The 17,384-nt window shown below is 38.2% G+C and carries 17 protein-coding genes and 2 pseudogenes; 4 read left to right on the top strand and 15 right to left on the bottom strand.

The genetic code is table 11. From position 1 onward, the window contains the following. Positions 1–182 precede the first annotated feature (182 nt). The 9 genes and pseudogenes from J1899_RS11195 to J1899_RS11155 all read right to left on the bottom strand — a co-directional run bounded on the left by J1899_RS11195 (position 183) and on the right by J1899_RS11155 (position 7,993). Entirely contained in the window at positions 183–998 is an 816-nt protein-coding gene (locus J1899_RS11195) for a dTDP-4-dehydrorhamnose reductase family protein (protein WP_214478702.1), read from the bottom strand. After that, the gene (locus J1899_RS11190; protein ID WP_214478701.1) at positions 995–1,981 is read right to left on the bottom strand and encodes a polysaccharide biosynthesis protein; all 987 of its coding nucleotides are present in this window, start codon (positions 1,979–1,981) and stop codon (positions 995–997) included. Before J1899_RS11190 ends, J1899_RS11195 begins: the two co-directional genes overlap by 4 nt. Beyond that, positions 1,968–3,065 carry a non-hydrolyzing UDP-N-acetylglucosamine 2-epimerase gene (gene wecB, locus J1899_RS11185; RefSeq protein ID WP_214478700.1) on the bottom strand — a complete coding sequence of 366 codons (1,098 nt, stop codon included), beginning with the start codon at positions 3,063–3,065 and terminating at the stop codon, positions 1,968–1,970. The genes J1899_RS11190 and wecB overlap by 14 nt, the downstream gene beginning before the upstream one ends. A 223-nt stretch (positions 3,066–3,288) precedes the next feature. Next, complete coding sequence (locus J1899_RS11180; RefSeq protein ID WP_214478699.1) at positions 3,289–5,358, bottom strand: methyltransferase domain-containing protein; 2,070 nt, start codon at positions 5,356–5,358, stop codon at positions 3,289–3,291. A gap of 5 nt (positions 5,359–5,363) precedes the next feature. Next, positions 5,364–6,444: pseudogene (locus J1899_RS11175) on the bottom strand (tetratricopeptide repeat-containing glycosyltransferase family 2 protein). Beyond that, the gene (locus J1899_RS11170; RefSeq protein WP_214478698.1) at positions 6,441–6,728 is read right to left on the bottom strand and encodes a hypothetical protein; all 288 of its coding nucleotides are present in this window, start codon (positions 6,726–6,728) and stop codon (positions 6,441–6,443) included. Before J1899_RS11170 ends, J1899_RS11175 begins: the two are co-directional and overlap by 4 nt. A 20-nt stretch (positions 6,729–6,748) precedes the next feature. Beyond that, positions 6,749–7,096, bottom strand: coding sequence for a DMT family transporter (locus J1899_RS11165; RefSeq protein WP_066445819.1), 348 nt, complete (start codon positions 7,094–7,096; stop codon positions 6,749–6,751). Positions 7,097–7,108: 12 nt separating this feature from the next. Then, complete coding sequence (locus J1899_RS11160; RefSeq protein ID WP_281420735.1) at positions 7,109–7,429, bottom strand: DMT family transporter; 321 nt, start codon at positions 7,427–7,429, stop codon at positions 7,109–7,111. 27 nt (positions 7,430–7,456) lie between these two features. Continuing rightward, positions 7,457–7,993 (bottom strand): M15 family metallopeptidase, encoded by a 537-nt coding sequence (locus J1899_RS11155; protein ID WP_214478696.1) that lies wholly within the window; start codon positions 7,991–7,993, stop codon positions 7,457–7,459. Positions 7,994–8,133: 140 nt separating this feature from the next. Here J1899_RS11155 and J1899_RS11150 point away from each other — a divergent pair, with 140 nt between their 5' ends. Beyond that, complete coding sequence (locus J1899_RS11150) at positions 8,134–8,310, top strand: CsbD family protein (RefSeq protein WP_066445829.1); 177 nt, start codon at positions 8,134–8,136, stop codon at positions 8,308–8,310. A 533-nt stretch (positions 8,311–8,843) separates the two neighbouring features. Here J1899_RS11150 and J1899_RS11145 read toward each other — a convergent pair. Together J1899_RS11145 and J1899_RS11140 are read right to left on the bottom strand one after the other, a co-directional pair. Then, complete coding sequence (locus J1899_RS11145) at positions 8,844–9,776, bottom strand: C40 family peptidase (protein WP_214478695.1); 933 nt, start codon at positions 9,774–9,776, stop codon at positions 8,844–8,846. A 453-nt stretch (positions 9,777–10,229) separates the two neighbouring features. Next, entirely contained in the window at positions 10,230–11,213 is a 984-nt protein-coding gene (locus J1899_RS11140) for an LLM class flavin-dependent oxidoreductase (protein ID WP_214478694.1), read from the bottom strand. A 333-nt stretch (positions 11,214–11,546) separates the two neighbouring features. Here J1899_RS11140 and J1899_RS11135 point away from each other — a divergent pair, with 333 nt between their 5' ends. Together J1899_RS11135 and J1899_RS11130 are read left to right on the top strand one after the other, a co-directional pair. Continuing rightward, entirely contained in the window at positions 11,547–11,849 is a 303-nt protein-coding gene (locus J1899_RS11135; protein WP_214478693.1) for a hypothetical protein, read from the top strand. A 37-nt stretch (positions 11,850–11,886) separates the two neighbouring features. Then, the gene (locus tag J1899_RS11130; protein ID WP_214478692.1) at positions 11,887–12,099 is read left to right on the top strand and encodes a hypothetical protein; all 213 of its coding nucleotides are present in this window, start codon (positions 11,887–11,889) and stop codon (positions 12,097–12,099) included. Positions 12,100–12,140: 41 nt separating this feature from the next. Here J1899_RS11130 and selB read toward each other — a convergent pair whose 3' ends face one another. From selB to J1899_RS11110, 4 genes are all read right to left on the bottom strand, one after another. Next, positions 12,141–14,021, bottom strand: coding sequence for a selenocysteine-specific translation elongation factor (gene selB / locus J1899_RS11125; protein ID WP_214478691.1), 1,881 nt, complete (start codon positions 14,019–14,021; stop codon positions 12,141–12,143). A gap of 30 nt (positions 14,022–14,051) precedes the next feature. Beyond that, positions 14,052–14,831 carry an acetate and sugar kinases/Hsc70/actin family protein gene (locus J1899_RS11120; protein WP_214478690.1) on the bottom strand — a complete coding sequence of 260 codons (780 nt, stop codon included), beginning with the start codon at positions 14,829–14,831 and terminating at the stop codon, positions 14,052–14,054. Then, positions 14,828–15,352 (bottom strand): YwaF family protein, encoded by a 525-nt coding sequence (locus J1899_RS11115; protein WP_246586642.1) that lies wholly within the window; start codon positions 15,350–15,352, stop codon positions 14,828–14,830. The genes J1899_RS11120 and J1899_RS11115 overlap by 4 nt, the downstream gene beginning before the upstream one ends. Positions 15,353–15,759: 407 nt before the next feature. Next, entirely contained in the window at positions 15,760–16,662 is a 903-nt protein-coding gene (locus J1899_RS11110; RefSeq protein ID WP_214478689.1) for an acetamidase/formamidase family protein, read from the bottom strand. Positions 16,663–16,784: 122 nt separating this feature from the next. Here J1899_RS11110 and J1899_RS11105 point away from each other — a divergent pair. Next, positions 16,785–17,307 (top strand): annotated as a pseudogene (locus tag J1899_RS11105) (cupin domain-containing protein); the annotation flags it as partial. Positions 17,308–17,384: the final 77 nt, after the last annotated feature.

Raw genomic sequence — 17,384 nt, 5'->3', positions numbered from 1 at the left:
ATCAATGACAATTCCCTCACCACCGACACTACTTGCAATTTCTATTTTCCAATAGAGATGCTTCCTCTTTAATATCTCTTATAACAACAAGAAAAACTATTAACCAATATCCGGTTAATAGTTTTTTATTGGGTCAGGGAACCTGTCCCTTAAAACCCATTTGGGATCAAGGAACCTGTCCCCTAAAACCCTCTCATCTCTTCCAGCATCTCACGGTACCCTTGTATCTGATAACCAACGTCTGCTCTAGTATTCCGAATGGATCGGTCCTGGATCATGGTTTGATCCGGTATAATCGTTACGTCTGTTTTTCGGTAGATTTCCTGAATCATCCTCAGGAGTTCATGTTTAGATATTTTATCTGGCGAACCCAAATGATAGAGTCCGGAAACATTGTTTTCAATCATATAGTGAATGGCTTTTGCGAGTTCAAGTGTGGTAACGCCATTCCACATTACCTTCTCAAAGCCTTTGATGGTTCCCTGCTGTTTCATAAACCAGAGGAATAGTCCAATGCCATCCTCTTTTAATTCTGGACCAATGATAGAAGTGCGGATCGTTAAATGCCTGTCACTGAACACTTCTCCAAGCTGCTTGGATTGAGCATAAATAGATGTTCCATCGGTCGGATCTGTTTCAGTGTAATCACCTTTACTGCCGGAAAAGACGCAATCCGTACTGATATGAATCAGTTTGCCATCACTTCTTTCCATGAGTTTGGCAAGCTGGTGCGGCAAAAGACTGTTTACCTGGAAAGCAAGCTTTGTTTCCCGTTCTGCATGTGCATTGAGAATCCCAATACAATTAATGCTAATATCAGGTTTCACCGTCTCAATTACTTTCTCGACACTCGTTGAGTCTGTTACATCCACATATATTCCTTTAGAATCTGACTGATCTCTTGTCGTATAATATACTTCATATTCCGGTAGCTGCTGGAAATAGCGGATGATCATATGACCAGCCATTCCTGTTCCGCCAAAAACTAACAGCTTCATTCAATAAACCCGCCTTCCTCAAGCATCTGCTTAATTTCAGCTTTCGTCATTAAGGTTGTGCCAGAATTGTATTCTTCAAGATTAACCTTATTGAAGTTTTTGTAGCGTTCTTTGACTCCTTCAATATAAATAGAAGGCAGAATGACGAAATATTCTTCATCATAAACAACTGTCATCGTACTTTCATATTCTGATAATAGCAACTCATGAATTTTCTCACCGGGACGGACACCTAAGATTTCAATATCAACGTCCTCTCCGCTTTTCTCAATTAAAATTTCTGCAAGATCAATAATCTTGCAGGCTGGCATTTTCATGACAAAGATTTCGCCGCCAACACTTTCTGAAACAGCTTTAAACACAAGTTGAATCGCTTCTTGAACCGTTAAGAAGAAACGGGTCATTTTCATATCGGTGATCCCAATTTTTTTCTGCTCTTGAATTTGTCTTTTAAACACATGGATTACACTTCCATTTGTTCCTAAAACATTTCCGCCGCGGATACAAACAAACTTTGTTTCCGTATTCAACGTATTAGCATGAATGATCAGCTTCTCACCCATAGCTTTTGATAGACCATAAAAGTTTGAAGGATTAGATGCCTTGTCAGTTGATATATATACGACATTTTTCACATGACAGGCTATGGCAGCATCGATCACATTTTGAGTGCCAATCACATTCGTTTTCAATGCTTCCATCGGCTGATCTTCACAGACAGGCACATGCTTTAATGCTGCTAAATGAAAAACATATTCTACACCCTGGCAGGCATAAATCAGAGAATCCTTCTCTTTTATATCACCAATAATAAAATGAAGTTTTGGATGATGATTAAACTCCTGCTTCATTGTAAATTGGTTGGATTCATTTCTGGATAGTATTCTAATTTCCTTGGGGTCATAGGTTAATAGCTGTGAAACAAGCTCATATCCCCACGAGCCTGTACCTCCAGTAACTAAAATAACTTTATCTTTGTACACGGTCGAATCCTCCTAGCAATATTTTAATTACTTTATCTGATACATTCCGATCTCTATATCCATCTGGAAAACTCCAGGTTTTACTTTGACTTGTCATGACTTTTACACAATTGAATATTTGCGATGCTTCCAGACCAGATAACATATTGCTTCCGCATGCAATCGTTTCCGGCCTTTCTGTTGTCTTGCGCACCGTTACTGCCGGCACATGAAATAAGCAGCACTCTTCTTGTACTGTGCCGCTATCTGTTAAGACACAATAGGCATTCTTTTCAAGCTTCACAAAGTCAAAGAATCCAAATGGCTCGTGGAATTCAACAAGATGGTGAAGTTTAAAGTGTTCCTGTGTTTCCAGTTTAGATCTTGTCCGAGGGTGAATGCTGCAAATTACTCTTTTTTGATATGCCTCAGCAATCATATTTAAGCTCTCTAAAATCTCAAATAACCGATGTTTATCATCTACATTTTCAGCTCGATGTGTAGTAACGAGAAAATAGTCACTTTTCTCAAGTCCAAGGTCTTGTAAAATTTCACTAGAATCAATTACACTTTCGTAAGATTTCAGCACTTCAAAAATTGGATTTCCCGTCACATAAATTTTGTGGCGCGGAAAACCTTCACGCACTAAGTTTTCCTTGCTTTGCGGTGTATATGGCAGATTTATAGATGAAATCGCATCAATTACTCTGCGGTTCTTTTCCTCCGGTACTTCGAGGTCAAAACAGCGGTTTCCAGCTTCCATATGGTAAACAGGAATACCCATTCTTTCAGCAAGGATCGCACTAAGACCACTATTTGTATCACCTAGCACCAAAATCTTATCCGGCTTTTCAGTGAGTAGTACTTCTTCTAATTTTTCATATATGACAGCCAGTTGATTGCCTAAAGAATGCTGATTCTTCAAGAAAATATAATCTGGCTTTCGGATACCCAGTTCTTTAAAGAAGACATCACTTAAATTTTCTGTGAAGTTCTGACCTGTATGGACAAGAACATGCTGATCCGCAAGCACATCAAGCTTTTTTATGATGAGACTTAAGCGAATGATTTCCGGTCTCGTCCCTAAGATGGTCATGATTTTCAAATCTTTTCACTCCTTGCATATCTGTTTTTTAAAATTATGTTTACTCTTGTCCGCTTAATAATTAAAATATGCTTGTTTTTATGATTTGCTATAGGCATAGCGACTGATTTCAATTGACTTCTTGGTTTGTGATTTTATTGTTTTTTTAAAGGGGAAATAATGCAGAAAAATTGAGAAAAAAAAACAGTCACAGCTAAGGCAGTGTCCTGTTTTTCTGTAGTTACTATTCCATACATTTCTTTTCTAATAAAATAAAATCTGCCGATGAAAGACTGGGATACTTTTGTTTTATGACCCCTATCACGGTAAATTCTTCAAAAGCTTCAAGCCGTTTAAGAATATCCCGGTCTTTAATAGTAGGTGCAATTTCTTCTTCAATCTCATTGGTAATTCTCGTATAGAGAATCACATAAGAATTAGAGCAGTTAAATATATGTGTTAACGTCCGCTGAAAGTCTTCTTCATCGATGATATGATATAATACGTCCAAACATACAACGAGGTCGGCACTGACAGATTTAGCATCAAAAAATTCGGGATTATAATGGATAAAACTCTTTGTTTCATCATCTTTAAATTTATCTTTACACATATTAACCGCTGATTCTGAAATATCAAACCCTTGGTATACTGGATAATTCATATATTGCAGCTGATTTCCATCTCCACATCCAAATTCTATAACACTTTGAATCTTATGCTCCTCAATAAACGTGTTCACTACATCTGCCTTAAACTCTGCAAGCTCCCCATAGGATCCTAAACCTGATGTTCCGCCTTCTGCATAATTAGCTTCCCACCAGTCTTTGTACTGAAATCTTGCAATGGATTTTTCTTTCCGCAACACCGCCCGGAAACAGCATAATCCGCCCCAAGTTGCGGTATGCAAACTATCGTCATATAAATTTGTATCAACTTCTCCGGCAAAAGCTAATCCTGCTTCCTCGATACAAGTCATTAAATAATCAAGTTCTATAGTTGGGAAATCGAAAGTTAATATAATAAGTCCATCATCTTTTAAAGTAGTGTTAAATTCTTTAAGTGCTCTGGCAATATCACCTTTAGGCAGGTGCTCCAGTACTGAAATACAAAATATTTTATCAAATTTTCTCTGCTCATACGGAAGATGAATCAGATTTGCATGCTGAAAGTTAATCTTTTCAAATAGGATGTCTTCAAGTTGGGGATCTCCGCCATATACAGTTTGTATTTCTTGCTTCATTAAATCATGATTTAATACCCGTTCATCCATATCACAGGCATGTGTTTCTTTACAATACTCACTCAAATAAAATTTTAATGGATGCTCAATACCGCATGCTGCATCTAAACAAACATCCGTTTCTTTTATAAACTGACTTGCCCATTCGTATTCATAGTAACGGCTCCACCAATCATCAGGCAATTTAAACACAAAGTTTTCACTGCTATTATCATTCTCTTTAAAGAAACGAGAGGTAAAGATCGTGTCCTCATTTTTCTCATTAATTAATTTCATCTCGGCTTTCTTAAAGCTTGCCACTCCTTGTAGATCTTCTTCTCTGTAAATGTGATAGGCTGGAAAATGAGTATCAACGAACAACGGAATACCAAGGGCTGCTGCTCGAATGCAAAAATGACGGTCTTCTCCCCAATAAGATAGGTTTGAAATTTCCGCAAAGGAAGCACCTTTTAGCAGTGCATCTCGACTGATTAACGTGCATGCACCTAAACCGCCCACTTCATATACGCCAGGCAGATGCAGCTCTGAAATAAATCGATGTTCCTGGATCTTTTTTTCGTTTTCAGTCAAAAATTTCGCCTGTATTTTGGTCAATTCATACTCATCTCTTAGCCATACTTGAGGCATTTCGGGTAAATGAGGTTTCCATTTAGTCCAAAAAACTTCTGAAATAATATCTTTATTTGCTGAAAGTAATTGCTGAAGAGTTTGCGGATGAAGCACAAGGTCAGAATCAATCAGAAATAGATAATCAAAATCATTTTCAAGTGCACTTTTTATCATCATATTTTTAAATCCTGCAACCTTCCATATATGATGATCCTGCCAATAGTGTGTGATTTCATCACAAATAAATGCCTCGCTCGCGCTATTGGATCTATAAATCATGCTATGCTTATTTTCAGCAGTAAAATCATGAAGAATTTGAGAGGATTGAATGTTATGGTTATCGTCCACAAACAGAAAAAAAGGCTGTATATCAACCATATTTAACTCTATTAGAGACTGTAAAAACTCATTCAGAATCTGGGGCTTTTGACAAACAGGACTGGCCAATAACACTTTTTTCATGTCACTCACACCTCTTTAGGCTGAAGGAGTTCTTTGAAATAACGCTGATTTGCGAGAAGCCGTTCATCATTGGGACGGAAGGTTAAGCCGCGGTCGTTATACTCATTTGCTTTTTCAGTATCACCAAGCTTGTCATAGCAAACCGCCAGCTGCAACAGCGGCAGCCATGTAGAAAAGGAAGGGTTATAAAAAGGACCACTAGGATCATCTATATTTGCTAAAGCTTGTTCATACCAATAAGCAGCCGATTGAAAATCTCCCTTTTCCATAAAAGAAAAGCCAAGTCTGCAGCATGTTTTTCGGACGAGGTGATGTATAGGTGAGCGCATGTAATACTGCCCCAATTGCTTCCTCTGTTTTCCCTAATTGCTGAAAACAATCTGCGAGCTTATGACATGCACGGAGATTATCCTCCAGCCAGCCATTTTTCGTTAATAAGAACTGCAGATAATACTCAATCGCCGTTTCAGCCTGACCATGGTCAACCAGTTCATTTGCATAATAAAATAAATCCCTTGGTGTAAAATTAATCTTTTCATCTAGCATTCTTTCATAAATTCTTATATTTCGATCTGCATCATGAGATAGCGGCAAATGACAAATAGCTATTTCACTGTCATACAAATTCCCGTTTACGGCTAAATATTCATGTACTGCCCCCACCCACTTAAAGCCCTTTTCCCTCTTTACAAGCCGGTACCGCCTTAAACTGGAGGTTGGATGATTTTCTGAATCAAATGCAAGGTGATAGATCATAGATACAGCATCAATTTCAGTATTTAATGTTTGACGAAGCTTTTGAAAACGCTGCTGATCTTCTTCTCTGACGACATCATCTGCATCGAGCCATAAGATATAATCACAGTTTGCCTGAGCAAATGCATAATTCCTAGCTGCCGCAAAATCATCAACCCATTCGAAATCAAAAATTTGATCTGTATACTTAGAACAAATCGATTTAGTCTGATCGGCTGATCCAGTATCAACGATAATAATCTCATCAACAAGGTCACTTACAGATTGCAAACAGCGTTCAATAACTGCTTCCTCATTTTTCACAATCATGCTTAAACTAATGGATTTCAAAAGACATTCCCCCATTGACGTGAGAATTTCCTATAATGAAGTTGATAACACTTTTTTCTCAAAAAAGGAATTCCCCTTTTTAAGCCCTCCGTAATGGCCATTGTGCCAGTCATACTCACAAGAATGCTTGAAAAAACAGCTTCAAAGGCATAGTAAACTCCAGTACCCACACCCATTTCCAAAATCAGAAAGCGTTTAACTTCAGAAAAGGGTACTACTACAAATAGTACATTGCTATTTTTAAACATTTTTTCTGCAGCATCCTTTGCCATTTTTCTTAACATTATGAGCACACTCGGTTGTCTTATTCCACTTCTTTTCCTGCCGGCTGAGCCTGTGTTGCTGTATTTAGCAGGGCGATTCCTCCGATCACTAGGCAAACACCTGCTGCTTTAATAACGCTAATGCCCTCATCAAACAGCAAAATGCCAATAACGACACTTAAAGCTGTTCCTACACCAGACCAGGTCGCATAAGCCACAGATAAACTCATTGTCTTCAAGGCGTAGCTTAAAAGCAGAAACGCCAAAAGAAACCCAGCTGCCACACCAATTGATGGCAGAAGGTTGGTAAAACCATCAGACAGCTTTAGCATCGTCGTTCCAAAAGCTTCAAAAATAATAGAACCTGCTAAATAATACATTCCCTTCATAAGTTTCATCTCCTATTTTGATACATTCATAAGCACGAGTCCTGCGACAAGAAGGACAATACCCATTATTGCTTTTTTGTTTAAACGATCCTTAAAGAAAAGCACACCAATTAACACCGTTAAAATCGTTCCCAGACCACTCCAAGTTGCATATACCAGTCCTAACGGGAGGGACTGCAATGTAAGTGAAAGTAAATAAAAGGCAATTCCGTATCCTCCAATGACACCTGCAACAGGACCTATACGTTTTAAGCCTTCAGATAACTTTAGCATGGATGAACCAAACACTTCAGAAACAATAGCAGCTAATAATAATAAATAAGCACCTAAAATCATACGCTCTCTCCTTTCTTAATTGAATTATTCTGGCGGTCTCTTCCCTCGCTGCAACTCAGAAATCGACAATCCGAAGTTCATCTGAAAATGAGGATAGTCTTTGAAATTCCGCCAATCTCCGCCCCAGGAAAAACCTAAATCCTTAGCAATGGATACAACCTCATCCCAATCTGGAGTTCCGTTGCCATTTCCATCATACTCCATATCCCAAACCACTTGCCCATCTATTGTCATAAGAGCGAAATCAATGGCCAATCCATAATTATGGTAGGATTCACCGCCCTTTGCATTTGTAACAATATTTCCTGCTGTTGAGCGTCCTTGCTCATAAAGGCGATTCTGCTCTTCATAGCTTCGAAAATCTGCTGTAATCACAACTTGAATACCTTTATCTGCTGCTAAACTCACCAATTCATCTCTTTTTAAAGCTACAGTTGGATGCAGACCATCAGGAAGAGGTACATCCTCTTTCGGTACGGTACTATATTGATAGATTAATAAGCCAACAGTAAATAATATTAGCAGCACCACTAATAATCTAAACGTTTTTGCTATCTTCAAAACTCGTTATTCCTCCTATGTCATCATTGCTGAATTAAATTGTACCAAACAATAGACGCACATAAGTATAGAAAGGTTCTGTTTAAATACGAAATGATATGGGAATAGAATAATAGACAACTTATTAGGAGGTACTCGACATGAATAATCATCAACAGGAAGGCAATAAAGATCAACTTAAAGGCGAACTTAAACGTGTATACGGTAAAGCAACAGGCAATGAGAAAAAAGAAGCCGAGGGTAACATGGATAAAGCAAAAGGAAAATTGCAGGAAACTTGGGGCGACGCAAAGGAAGCTTTTAAAGATAAGAAATAATAATATAGCAGATTGCAAAAACCTAAGACCATTTGAGGGTCTTAGGTTTTTGCAATCTGCTACTGGTTCACCATTCGACATTTCAGCAAGAAAATAGTCAGAAAATGCAGATATTTTTGTTGTTTCAGCCGTTTTAAATGGAGGTATTATACTGGTACAAGCAATCCATTACTCATGAAAGGATGATATTCATGAAAATTAGAGCTGGCAGCTGGAGGTTATTAAGTGATCAGGATAAACAGTTTATATTAGAAGCCGTTTGCTGGAAAAGCAGATGGAGGAAATAAATTTTCGCGTATCTTTACTTAAATGCCATGTACAAAGCTGAAAAAAGGATAGATGATCATTCACCTATAATAACTCTATCCTTTTTTCAATACATTTCCTTCTACAATTTCCTCATAAAAAATAACTTTAAATCCTTTAAAGTAACTCTCCAAATCGAAAACTATGATTTCATGGCAGCAAACCAACAAAAATGCTTGTCAATATGATGAAGGATGTTCAAATTGCTATTAAACTAGTTCTTTTCATTAAAATGGAGTTTTAGCTCCCAAGTAACGCGGCTTCCAATAAGTTGAATTCATGCTGCTGATCGTTACACCTGTTGAAGATCCTGCATGGATAAATTCGTTATTGCCCAGATAAATCCCAGCATGTGATGGACCTTTTTTATACGTTTCAAAGAAAACTAAATCCCCTGCCTTTGGTGCTGCTACCGTCTTTGCCGCAGCCCAAATGGTTTCAACCGTTCTTGGAATAGTTACACCAGCTTTTAAGAAGGAATAATGAATAAATCCGCTGCAGTCAAATCCTGCAGGTGAAGTGCCTCCCCAAACATATGGAACACCAATATGTTTTTTTGCTTCTGTAATGATTTGTGAAACTTTTGAAACATCTGTGCTTTCTGGAGAAGATTTAATATTCAGAACTTGACCGACATAGATCGTATCTGCTGTCATATTGTTCATTGCTTTAAGGGCAGTAACTGTGATCCCATGACGAGTAGCAACATTCCATAATGTATCCCCCGACTTGACCGTATAGGTAGTTCCCTCGGCATTTACAATTGGGCTGGATGATGTGCCAGAAAGCTTTAATTTTTGACCAACATAAATAGTATTAGAAGTTAATTGGTTATAACTCATTAATTGCTGAACAGTTAGACTATTCTTAGATGCAATGGACCAAAGACTGTCTCCAGATTTTACGGTATACTCTGTAGCGATATTCTGCTGACTATTTGGATCAACCAAAGATAAAGTTTGTCCTGGATAAATAGTTGCATTTGATAATTGATTCCAGGCAATTAAATTTTGCACAGATACTTGCTGTGAAACAGAAATCTTCCAAAGAGTATCCCCTGTAGAAACTTGATAGTTATTTTCACTTGCACTAACTTGTCCGCTAAGTCCAGCGAACACAAAACCTGCTGTTGCTGCCATGGTTAAAAGTTGTTTCTTCATGCTGCTTCCTCCTAGAGTCCTATTTCTTAGCTTTATGGTATTTCAAAATCAAGCTTGAACTCTATGAGAAAAATGTGGTTAGATTAGCAAAAATAGAATAAATAACTATATATATCTAACTAATCTACTAAATACCATTATAGATAAGTAAATAGACCTATAAAACAAAATACCAGAGGAAAATCAAATGACAAATGGATGATTATTTATGAAATATTTCCGCATGAAACTTTTGGTAAATAATTGTCCTGGCTAATTCTAATAAACATCAAATCGATCCTAATCTTAAAACGGGTTTGATGGAGCGGAGTACACTCGACTCTTGAGGGAAGTAGAGGAAAGAGTGAGTCCCAAAGGCTTGCTGAATAGGCGCAGCTTCCTCCGCTCGAAAAGCGAGAGTCCGCAGCGCAATGAAAGAAGTAATTGAATTTTCATCTCTCAAAAACAGCTTTGTTAAAACAATTCTGCTGTTAGTTCGTAGCTTTTCACTTTGTCTTCAAAGGAATAAACATTGCAAATAATCATGAATTCTTCTGTCTGATACAGTTCGCTAAGCCGTAAGAGTTGTTCTCGGACTCTGTCTTTTGTCCCGATAACCATTCGTTTTCTGTTTTCTTTTATGATCGAATAATCTTCAGCTGTAAGCACTTTTTTTCTTGCTTCTTCTGGACTTAAAATTTTCGTGCTTTCTCCTTTTGCAATCGATAACAGCCACATGTCCTGACTTAATGCCATTTCTTCAGCTTCCTCTTGGGTATTGGCACAAATAACGAAAATACATATGTTTGCCTGAGGTTTGTCCAGAAGCGGGGATGGCTGAAAATGTTTGTAATAATACTCTGTGGCTCGTTTTCCATTTACTGGTGAAATAAAATGACCAAATGTAAAGGCTGTTCCATATTCTGCTGCGAGTCTTGCTCCTCGATGGGTAATACCAAGCAGCCACAGATCAGGCACTGTTTTGGTAAGTGGGTATGCTAGTACTTCTTCACTATTTAACTTTTGCTGCTTCTGCAAATAATACTGCAGATCCCTCACTTGACGTGGAAATTCATTCAAGCTTTTTCGTATACCATCCGTTAATGCGAGCCTCGTTTCTGCATTTCCGCCGGGTGAACGGCCGATCCCCAGGTCGATGCGTCCCGGATATAAGGATTCAAGAACCTTAAAATTCTCTGCTACTTTAAATGGACTATATTGAGGCAGTAAAACCCCTCCAGAACCTATCTTGATCTTTTTTGTATGTGCGGCAAGGTGAGCAATCAGAATTTCAGGCGAAGTACCTGCAATCCCGTCTGTATTATGATGCTCCGCTACCCAAAATCGCACAAACCCCAGCTGTTCTGTCAGTTGTGCTAATGCTGTTGTATTTTGCAATGTTTCTTGTGCGGTATTGCCGTTGCTTAGTACTGACTGATCCAAAACACTTAACTTCATGCCTCTCCTCTTTTCTTAAATGAATGTAAAAAGATGATTATGTTAAAAAAACTTTCTTATATATAAATTTTTCCAAGATGATAACAGTGTGCTGAAATACTAGTTTCCCCATAAAGGCAGGAAAAAGATTTTTTTAATTTGGTGCATAGTTGTTTTATTCTTTCTTATATCATCTAATAAACGGTATTAGTTGTAAAATATATTGTTTGAAATAGAAAAACCTGGATAAACTTGAATATCTTAATTACATTTTCAGACAATTAGAAACCTTTTATTTCGTAAAACGTAAAGTAAGATAAGGATATTGAACAGATCTCATTGGAGGAGGATATTATGTTTACAACCATTTTTTTCACCGTTATCATATCGATTCCAGTATACAGTTTTCTAATTTGGATGTATTTGGAACCTGAAGAAAGCATGTTAGTTGGTAAACAGTGGATGTATCAAGAAGAACCTGAAGTATCAAATTCAGCGATTCGTTATACGAAGTTTTTATCAGTGACCACAATGATTGGGCTTCCTTTCTTATTTATTAGTGCTATTTTAGAGATACCCGTTTTAAGATTCGTTTACGTAATATTTCCAGTCGTCATCCTGGTAGGAGCATTAAAGATCTTTACAGATCAAGATTAACTAACATAGAAAGGATTACAGGAAGGGAGCACATAAAATGGAGAAGAAAACTTCACAATGGAGAATGAGTCAAGCAGCGCTAATGGTACTGATCGGCAGTATCATTGGAAGCTCAATCGTTAGTCCTAGCCTAGCCTATATACTTGGTGCCTTGTCAGGTTCATTGCTGCTAGTACTTATAAAAGTTGTGCATGTAATTTATAAAAAAAGAAGATCCAGACCGAACAACCTTGATAAAAATAGGAATTAATCAACAAAGAAAAAGCTGGAGACATATTCCCCAGCTCAGTCTTACGTCTTCCAGACTCGTTTATTTTCTTCCCGATAAGTCATTCCTAAAGCATCTAGTTTTTCTAAAAAAGGAATCATATATTTCCGGGAAAGTCCCAGGATTTCTTTCGCCTCTCCAACATCAAACACATTGGCTGTTTGTTGTTTAAGCTTTTCAACTGCATTTCTGAAGTGAATTCCATGCAAGTAAAAAACATCATCCAATGGAACAATTTCTCCTGTATCCTGGAGGAACTTCTTTAAGTCTCCCTGCAAATGTTCCGGCAATCCTGCAGCATTGTAATAGTCAGTAAAATAAGCAACCTGCAATTCATCCTTTTGCAGTGACAGCAGCATGTTCTCTGTCCTCTTCTGCCAATTGGATGGCACATGAGGATTAAAATGCTGATGACGGATAAACTGGCCATTGCGAATAAAAACCCCTGTTTCTTCCCCTTTATTTATAACAAATTCAACCAATGATTTCGGATAGTGATTCTGAAATGACTGCAGCAGTTCTGCCTTTTTTAATCCTTGCTTTAAAGGATGCTCCTGATGAAAATCGTTAAGTTGATCATAGACTTCTTCCTCAATGAAAAGCTGCAGTTTTTTCAATGTGTAATCACTTTTATTTACCTGGACAAAAGGCTCGTTTTGCAGTATTTCTTTTATCGTTTCTTCATCTAAGGAAGTTTTCAGAACCAGCTCTCCCACAGACAAACATTTCTCTTCTGTTAATACATCAATAATCCGCTCTTCTGGTGTGCCGATCTTTTTCCTATCCAGTTCCTCAATGGTGCCAAGACCAAATCGATATTTACGGCCATTAGGGTCAATCACCCATCCGCCCCCTATTGTCTCTTGAGGACTTGGTCTTCTTAAAATAAAGCGATCTCCTCTTTTGGCCACAATCTCTTCATCAAGTCGAAGCTGACAAAGAATCTCCTCACGATCCTCTGTTAGATCATTTCGATCAAAAAAGACAATCCTGCCCATCACTTCTGCAGTGCCAATATGACATTTAATTGGCATCCGCTGTTTCACCATATACTCCAAATCTTCAACAACCTTCATACTCACATCAATCGTGCGTGTCACTGCAAAATGCTCTGAAGAAACAAGAACATCTCCGCGCTGTATCTCTTCTTTTGCAGCTCCAGCCAGATTAATCGCCACCCGCTGACCAGCAAATGCTGCTGATGCTTGCTTATGATGAACCTGAAGCTGGCGGGCGCGTACTTCTAAGCCCTTTGGCAAGATGGTAAGTGATCGTCCTTCCTCTACTGCTCCTTCATAAACAGTCCCTCGTACTACGGTTCCCTGCCCTTTAACAGAAAACACCTGATCAATCGGAAGACGAAATTCACCTTTTACATCACGTGTGTCTTGATCTTTCAGTGTACAAATAATCTTTTCTTTCAGTTCTGTAATACCTTTTAAGGAGAGACTATCCGTTAACATGAAAGGTGCACCTTCAAAGACAGTTCCAACCAGCTCTTCTCTAATATCATCCTGTACAAGCTCTATAAACTCTTCCTCAACGCGATCCATTTTCGTAATCGCAACAATCCCCTGTTTAATACCAAGGAAACCAAGTATTTCAAGATGCTCTCTTGTCTGCGGCATCACGCCTTCATCTGCTGCAACAACGAGCACAACAAGATCAATGCCCGCTACACCGGCTATCATTTGCCGGATAAAACGCTCATGACCTGGAACATCAATTACAGAAATTTGCAGGTCATCGTCCTCATATAAAGGAGCAAACCCAAGCTCAATCGAAATTTGTCTCTCTTTCTCCTCTTTTAGCCGGTCCGTGTCCACATTTGTTAATGCTTTTGTTAACGTTGTTTTTCCATGATCAATATGTCCTGCCATTCCAATTGTAAAAAATCTCTTCAATGCTGCCACCCGCTTACCAATATGTAAAATTTAAAAATACAACGCTCCAACAGCACCGCTGTATTCACCATTTTCAATGAATATACTTTTAAAATCGAACATTTCTGCATACGTTTCAAGCTGTTTCCGTAATGCAGGATTAGAAGCACCGGCTCCAATAAACGCCATGGGAAGCTTCTGCTGCGCTGAACCAGCAATAACAAGCAAATAGATCGTTTCAGCGATCATATTAACAAGTGCTGCCATTTTAGCACTTTCATTTATTTCATCGTTAAATGCCTTTGCAAAATTACTGGCAGACAACTCACCTAAAAGCGGTGCCTGATCCTGTCCATCATAAACATCACTGACTAAAAGGTCAGCTTTTTTACGATCCCCTTTAACTGCAAGATCTACAAGATCTTTATAAACGGTTTTCCCAGTTAATAACTTTCCTAGACCAAGGAAGGTTCCTCCACCCATTGCCGTACCTGAAACACGTTCGGCTGTCCCTTTTTCTACATGCAAAATAGAAGTCCCTGTGCCTATGCTAATCAAAAGAAAAGGTTCCGGTATTTGATGCAGTATTTTTGCCCCTGCTGCTGCAGCAGAAAACTCATCAATTACTTCAGCATCCGGGAAATAGTTCCTTTTAAGCCCCCCGGCTCCTCCCCCTGTCAGAACAACATCTGCATGAGGAGACACCATCTTGATCCAGTTAAAAAGAGAATCTGCTTCCTCAATAGGATATCTTTTATAATGAAAATTTCCATGCTCTTCATAGGCCAATTTAATAAAAGTGGCACCAGCATCGATTCCCAGCTTATTCATGAGTTATCCCTCGCTTTTTGTTGTAATGCATAAAAAGGAAGCAGGATGACAGCGAAGAATATGAATGCTGCTGCTTCTAAAACTAGAATATACCACGGATATGGACCAAAGTAATCAAGTAAGGATCCGTTAGATGGCTTATAGGATAAAAACATATAATTCCCGCCTGTCAATTTGTTCGCATAGTAGGCGAGAGCTGCACAAATATTTAAAAAGATAAAAGAACGTACTAAGCCTTTTACCGTAGGCTTATATTTTAAAACAAAGATAAAGTAAAAGCTTGTTAAGATAATAAATATATGGGTGATGAAAAATTGAAAATAACGAAAGTGGGGAAAGCCTAAAAACAGTTCAGGCGTTAATACAGCCATTAAGACTCCCGCTACACCAAGAAAATAGACAAATTGAAACATCATCTTAGATTTCGTGAGATGTAAAATTAAACAAAGCATCAGACTGATTGAACAAAGCTGAAGCGGCAGGGCAATCGAGCTTTCCACTGATTTGTCGAATACAGCCAAAAATGATAACCTGCTTCAAGTGTAAATAATATGACAAAGAAAGAAAGCCTGATTCCTTTATCAAACTCTCTCAATTTTGCACGAAAAAAATATAACGCTACTATGCCAATTACTAAAAAGATCACCATAAAAATATGTGATGCCGAATAAGCTATAAAAGGATATGTCTCATATTGATTCCCGAATATACCGTCCATTATCCTGACCCCTTAATCTCTAAGCTTTTGTATAGTATATTGGATATATCCCTTACTTCTCCTGCGGTTTCTTCTCTATGTTTCTTAATTGTTTATAATCTGTCACAAAACATTCATTTTACGTTCACTGCCTTACTAAAAGTATGTTGCAGTTTTAATCAAGAATTCTTGATTCGAACCACAACATTAGTTTACATAATATTATTATGATCAAATCAAACTGATTTTCAATTGTTCCACTAGCCATTTGGGCACATTTATGCGTATGGTCATTAATGGATCAACGATTTGACAAACCTCAACTTGTGCAGCTGCACTTAACAGCATAACCGTTTCACTCATGCTTTTTCCAGATTGTGAGGAAATGACATCAGCCATCATTTCGGTTCCTAGCTTTGCAGCTTCATCCAGCGTTTTAGCTGATACGATTAATGAAAAAACATCTTCATTTTCTAAAAGAGGAAATGAGAAATTTGCCTTTTTGATGACTTCTAAAGTTACCGTTGCTTTACCCGCTACTTCAATTCCGGATACACTCACCTCGCCATCACCCATTGCAGCATGAAAATCTCCAAGTGCGAATAATGCTCCTTCTGTAAACACAGGAAAGTAAAGAGTCGCTCCCTCAGTGATCATTTTATTATCCATATTGCCGCCGTGAGCACCAGGTGTTCCGCAGTTCACTCCACCTTCAGCAGGAGCCACGCCGATCACGCCAATCATCTTATTTAAAGGAATTTGAACTTCATCAAATTGCACATGATTATCTTTAATGGGAAGAATTTTCGCTTCCATTTTTTCTAACCGATGTCCAAGTACTCCTAAATCTGGACCTGTCAGCATAACTCCCTGGCTGCTGATTTCTAATTTGTCGATCTTTACCTTCAGCATATCTCCCGGCTGTGCTCCTTCAACAAAAATAGGTCCAGTTGCCGGATTGATGCGGTCCCAATCCAGTTCAGAGATGGGTGTATCCTCTGAGGTGATTTGATCTTCAAAACAATCATATGTTTCAATCGTTACTGTTTCTCCTGATTTTACCGTTAATACAGGAGTATTCTGTTTATTAAATTCATAGATTAAATGATTTTCTCTCGTTAAAAAATGCATCATATATCCTCCTATTGACAAAATATTTTTACATTTATTTTACCGTAAATTTGGGTACTTGCACAGAAAGTCGTCTTTGCTCATACATTAAACACGAAAAATAGGGAAAGAAAGACAGGTGCAATATGGATTATACGTCTCCTAATACAAATTTTAGTTTTGATATGAATAAAAGCAGGCTGTTTACGAAGGATCGGAACAATTACATTAATGTGTTAGGTACAGCTCAGCTTAATACATTGGAGAATATGTCTTTACTTGATATTTTCTTAAGTCCAAACAACGTCATTGAGCCTCATATTCATCAAAACGCAGCCGAACTCGTTTATTGCATTTCTGGATCTGCGATCGTTTCAATGCTGAACCCTTTTTCAAAACAAATACAGAATTATAGAATTACACCCGGAAAAGTTGCAAATGTCCCGCAAGGCTGGTGGCATTATGAAGTAGCAGAAGCAGCCAATACCCATCTCTTGGCCATTTTTGACGCTCCGACACCTGAATTTGTGTTAGGATCTGATTTATTAAGACTTACACCAGCTCATATTATGGCACACACCTATTGTTTAGATGAAAATCAATGGAAAAACACAGTAGCTCCAATTAAGGAATCGACCATTATTGGTCCTCCAATCAATTGCAGCCAACGTGAACATCTGCAGCATCCTGCTCACACCTCACATGCACAAATGCACCAGCAGCCATATCATCAGCACTATTTTGCA

Source organism: Cytobacillus gottheilii (assembly GCF_018582665.1).
Lineage (GTDB): Bacteria > Bacillota > Bacilli > Bacillales > Cytobacillaceae > Cytobacillus > Cytobacillus gottheilii.
The sequence above is the reverse complement of the archived record's forward strand: the minus strand, read 5'-3'. Positions and strand labels throughout refer to the sequence as shown.

Bases quoted from the DNA above. Each gene is read 5' to 3' on its own strand.
- J1899_RS11195 (WP_214478702.1), bottom strand. From the start codon at position 998: ATGAAGCTGTTAGTTTTTGGCGGAACAGGAATGGCTGGTCATATGATC.
- J1899_RS11180 (WP_214478699.1), bottom strand. From the start codon at position 5,358: ATGAAAAAAGTGTTATTGGCCAGTCCTGTTTGTCAAAAGCCCCAGATT.
- J1899_RS11170 (WP_214478698.1), bottom strand. From the start codon at position 6,728: ATGTTAAGAAAAATGGCAAAGGATGCTGCAGAAAAAATGTTTAAAAAT.
- J1899_RS11165 (WP_066445819.1), bottom strand. From the start codon at position 7,096: ATGAAGGGAATGTATTATTTAGCAGGTTCTATTATTTTTGAAGCTTTT.
- J1899_RS11150 (WP_066445829.1), top strand. From the start codon at position 8,134: ATGAATAATCATCAACAGGAAGGCAATAAAGATCAACTTAAAGGCGAA.
- J1899_RS11145 (WP_214478695.1), bottom strand. From the start codon at position 9,776: ATGAAGAAACAACTTTTAACCATGGCAGCAACAGCAGGTTTTGTGTTC.
- J1899_RS11140 (WP_214478694.1), bottom strand. From the start codon at position 11,213: ATGAAGTTAAGTGTTTTGGATCAGTCAGTACTAAGCAACGGCAATACC.
- J1899_RS11135 (WP_214478693.1), top strand. From the start codon at position 11,547: ATGTTTACAACCATTTTTTTCACCGTTATCATATCGATTCCAGTATAC.
- J1899_RS11130 (WP_214478692.1), top strand. From the start codon at position 11,887: ATGGAGAAGAAAACTTCACAATGGAGAATGAGTCAAGCAGCGCTAATG.
- J1899_RS11120 (WP_214478690.1), bottom strand. From the start codon at position 14,831: ATGAATAAGCTGGGAATCGATGCTGGTGCCACTTTTATTAAATTGGCC.
- J1899_RS11110 (WP_214478689.1), bottom strand. From the start codon at position 16,662: ATGATGCATTTTTTAACGAGAGAAAATCATTTAATCTATGAATTTAAT.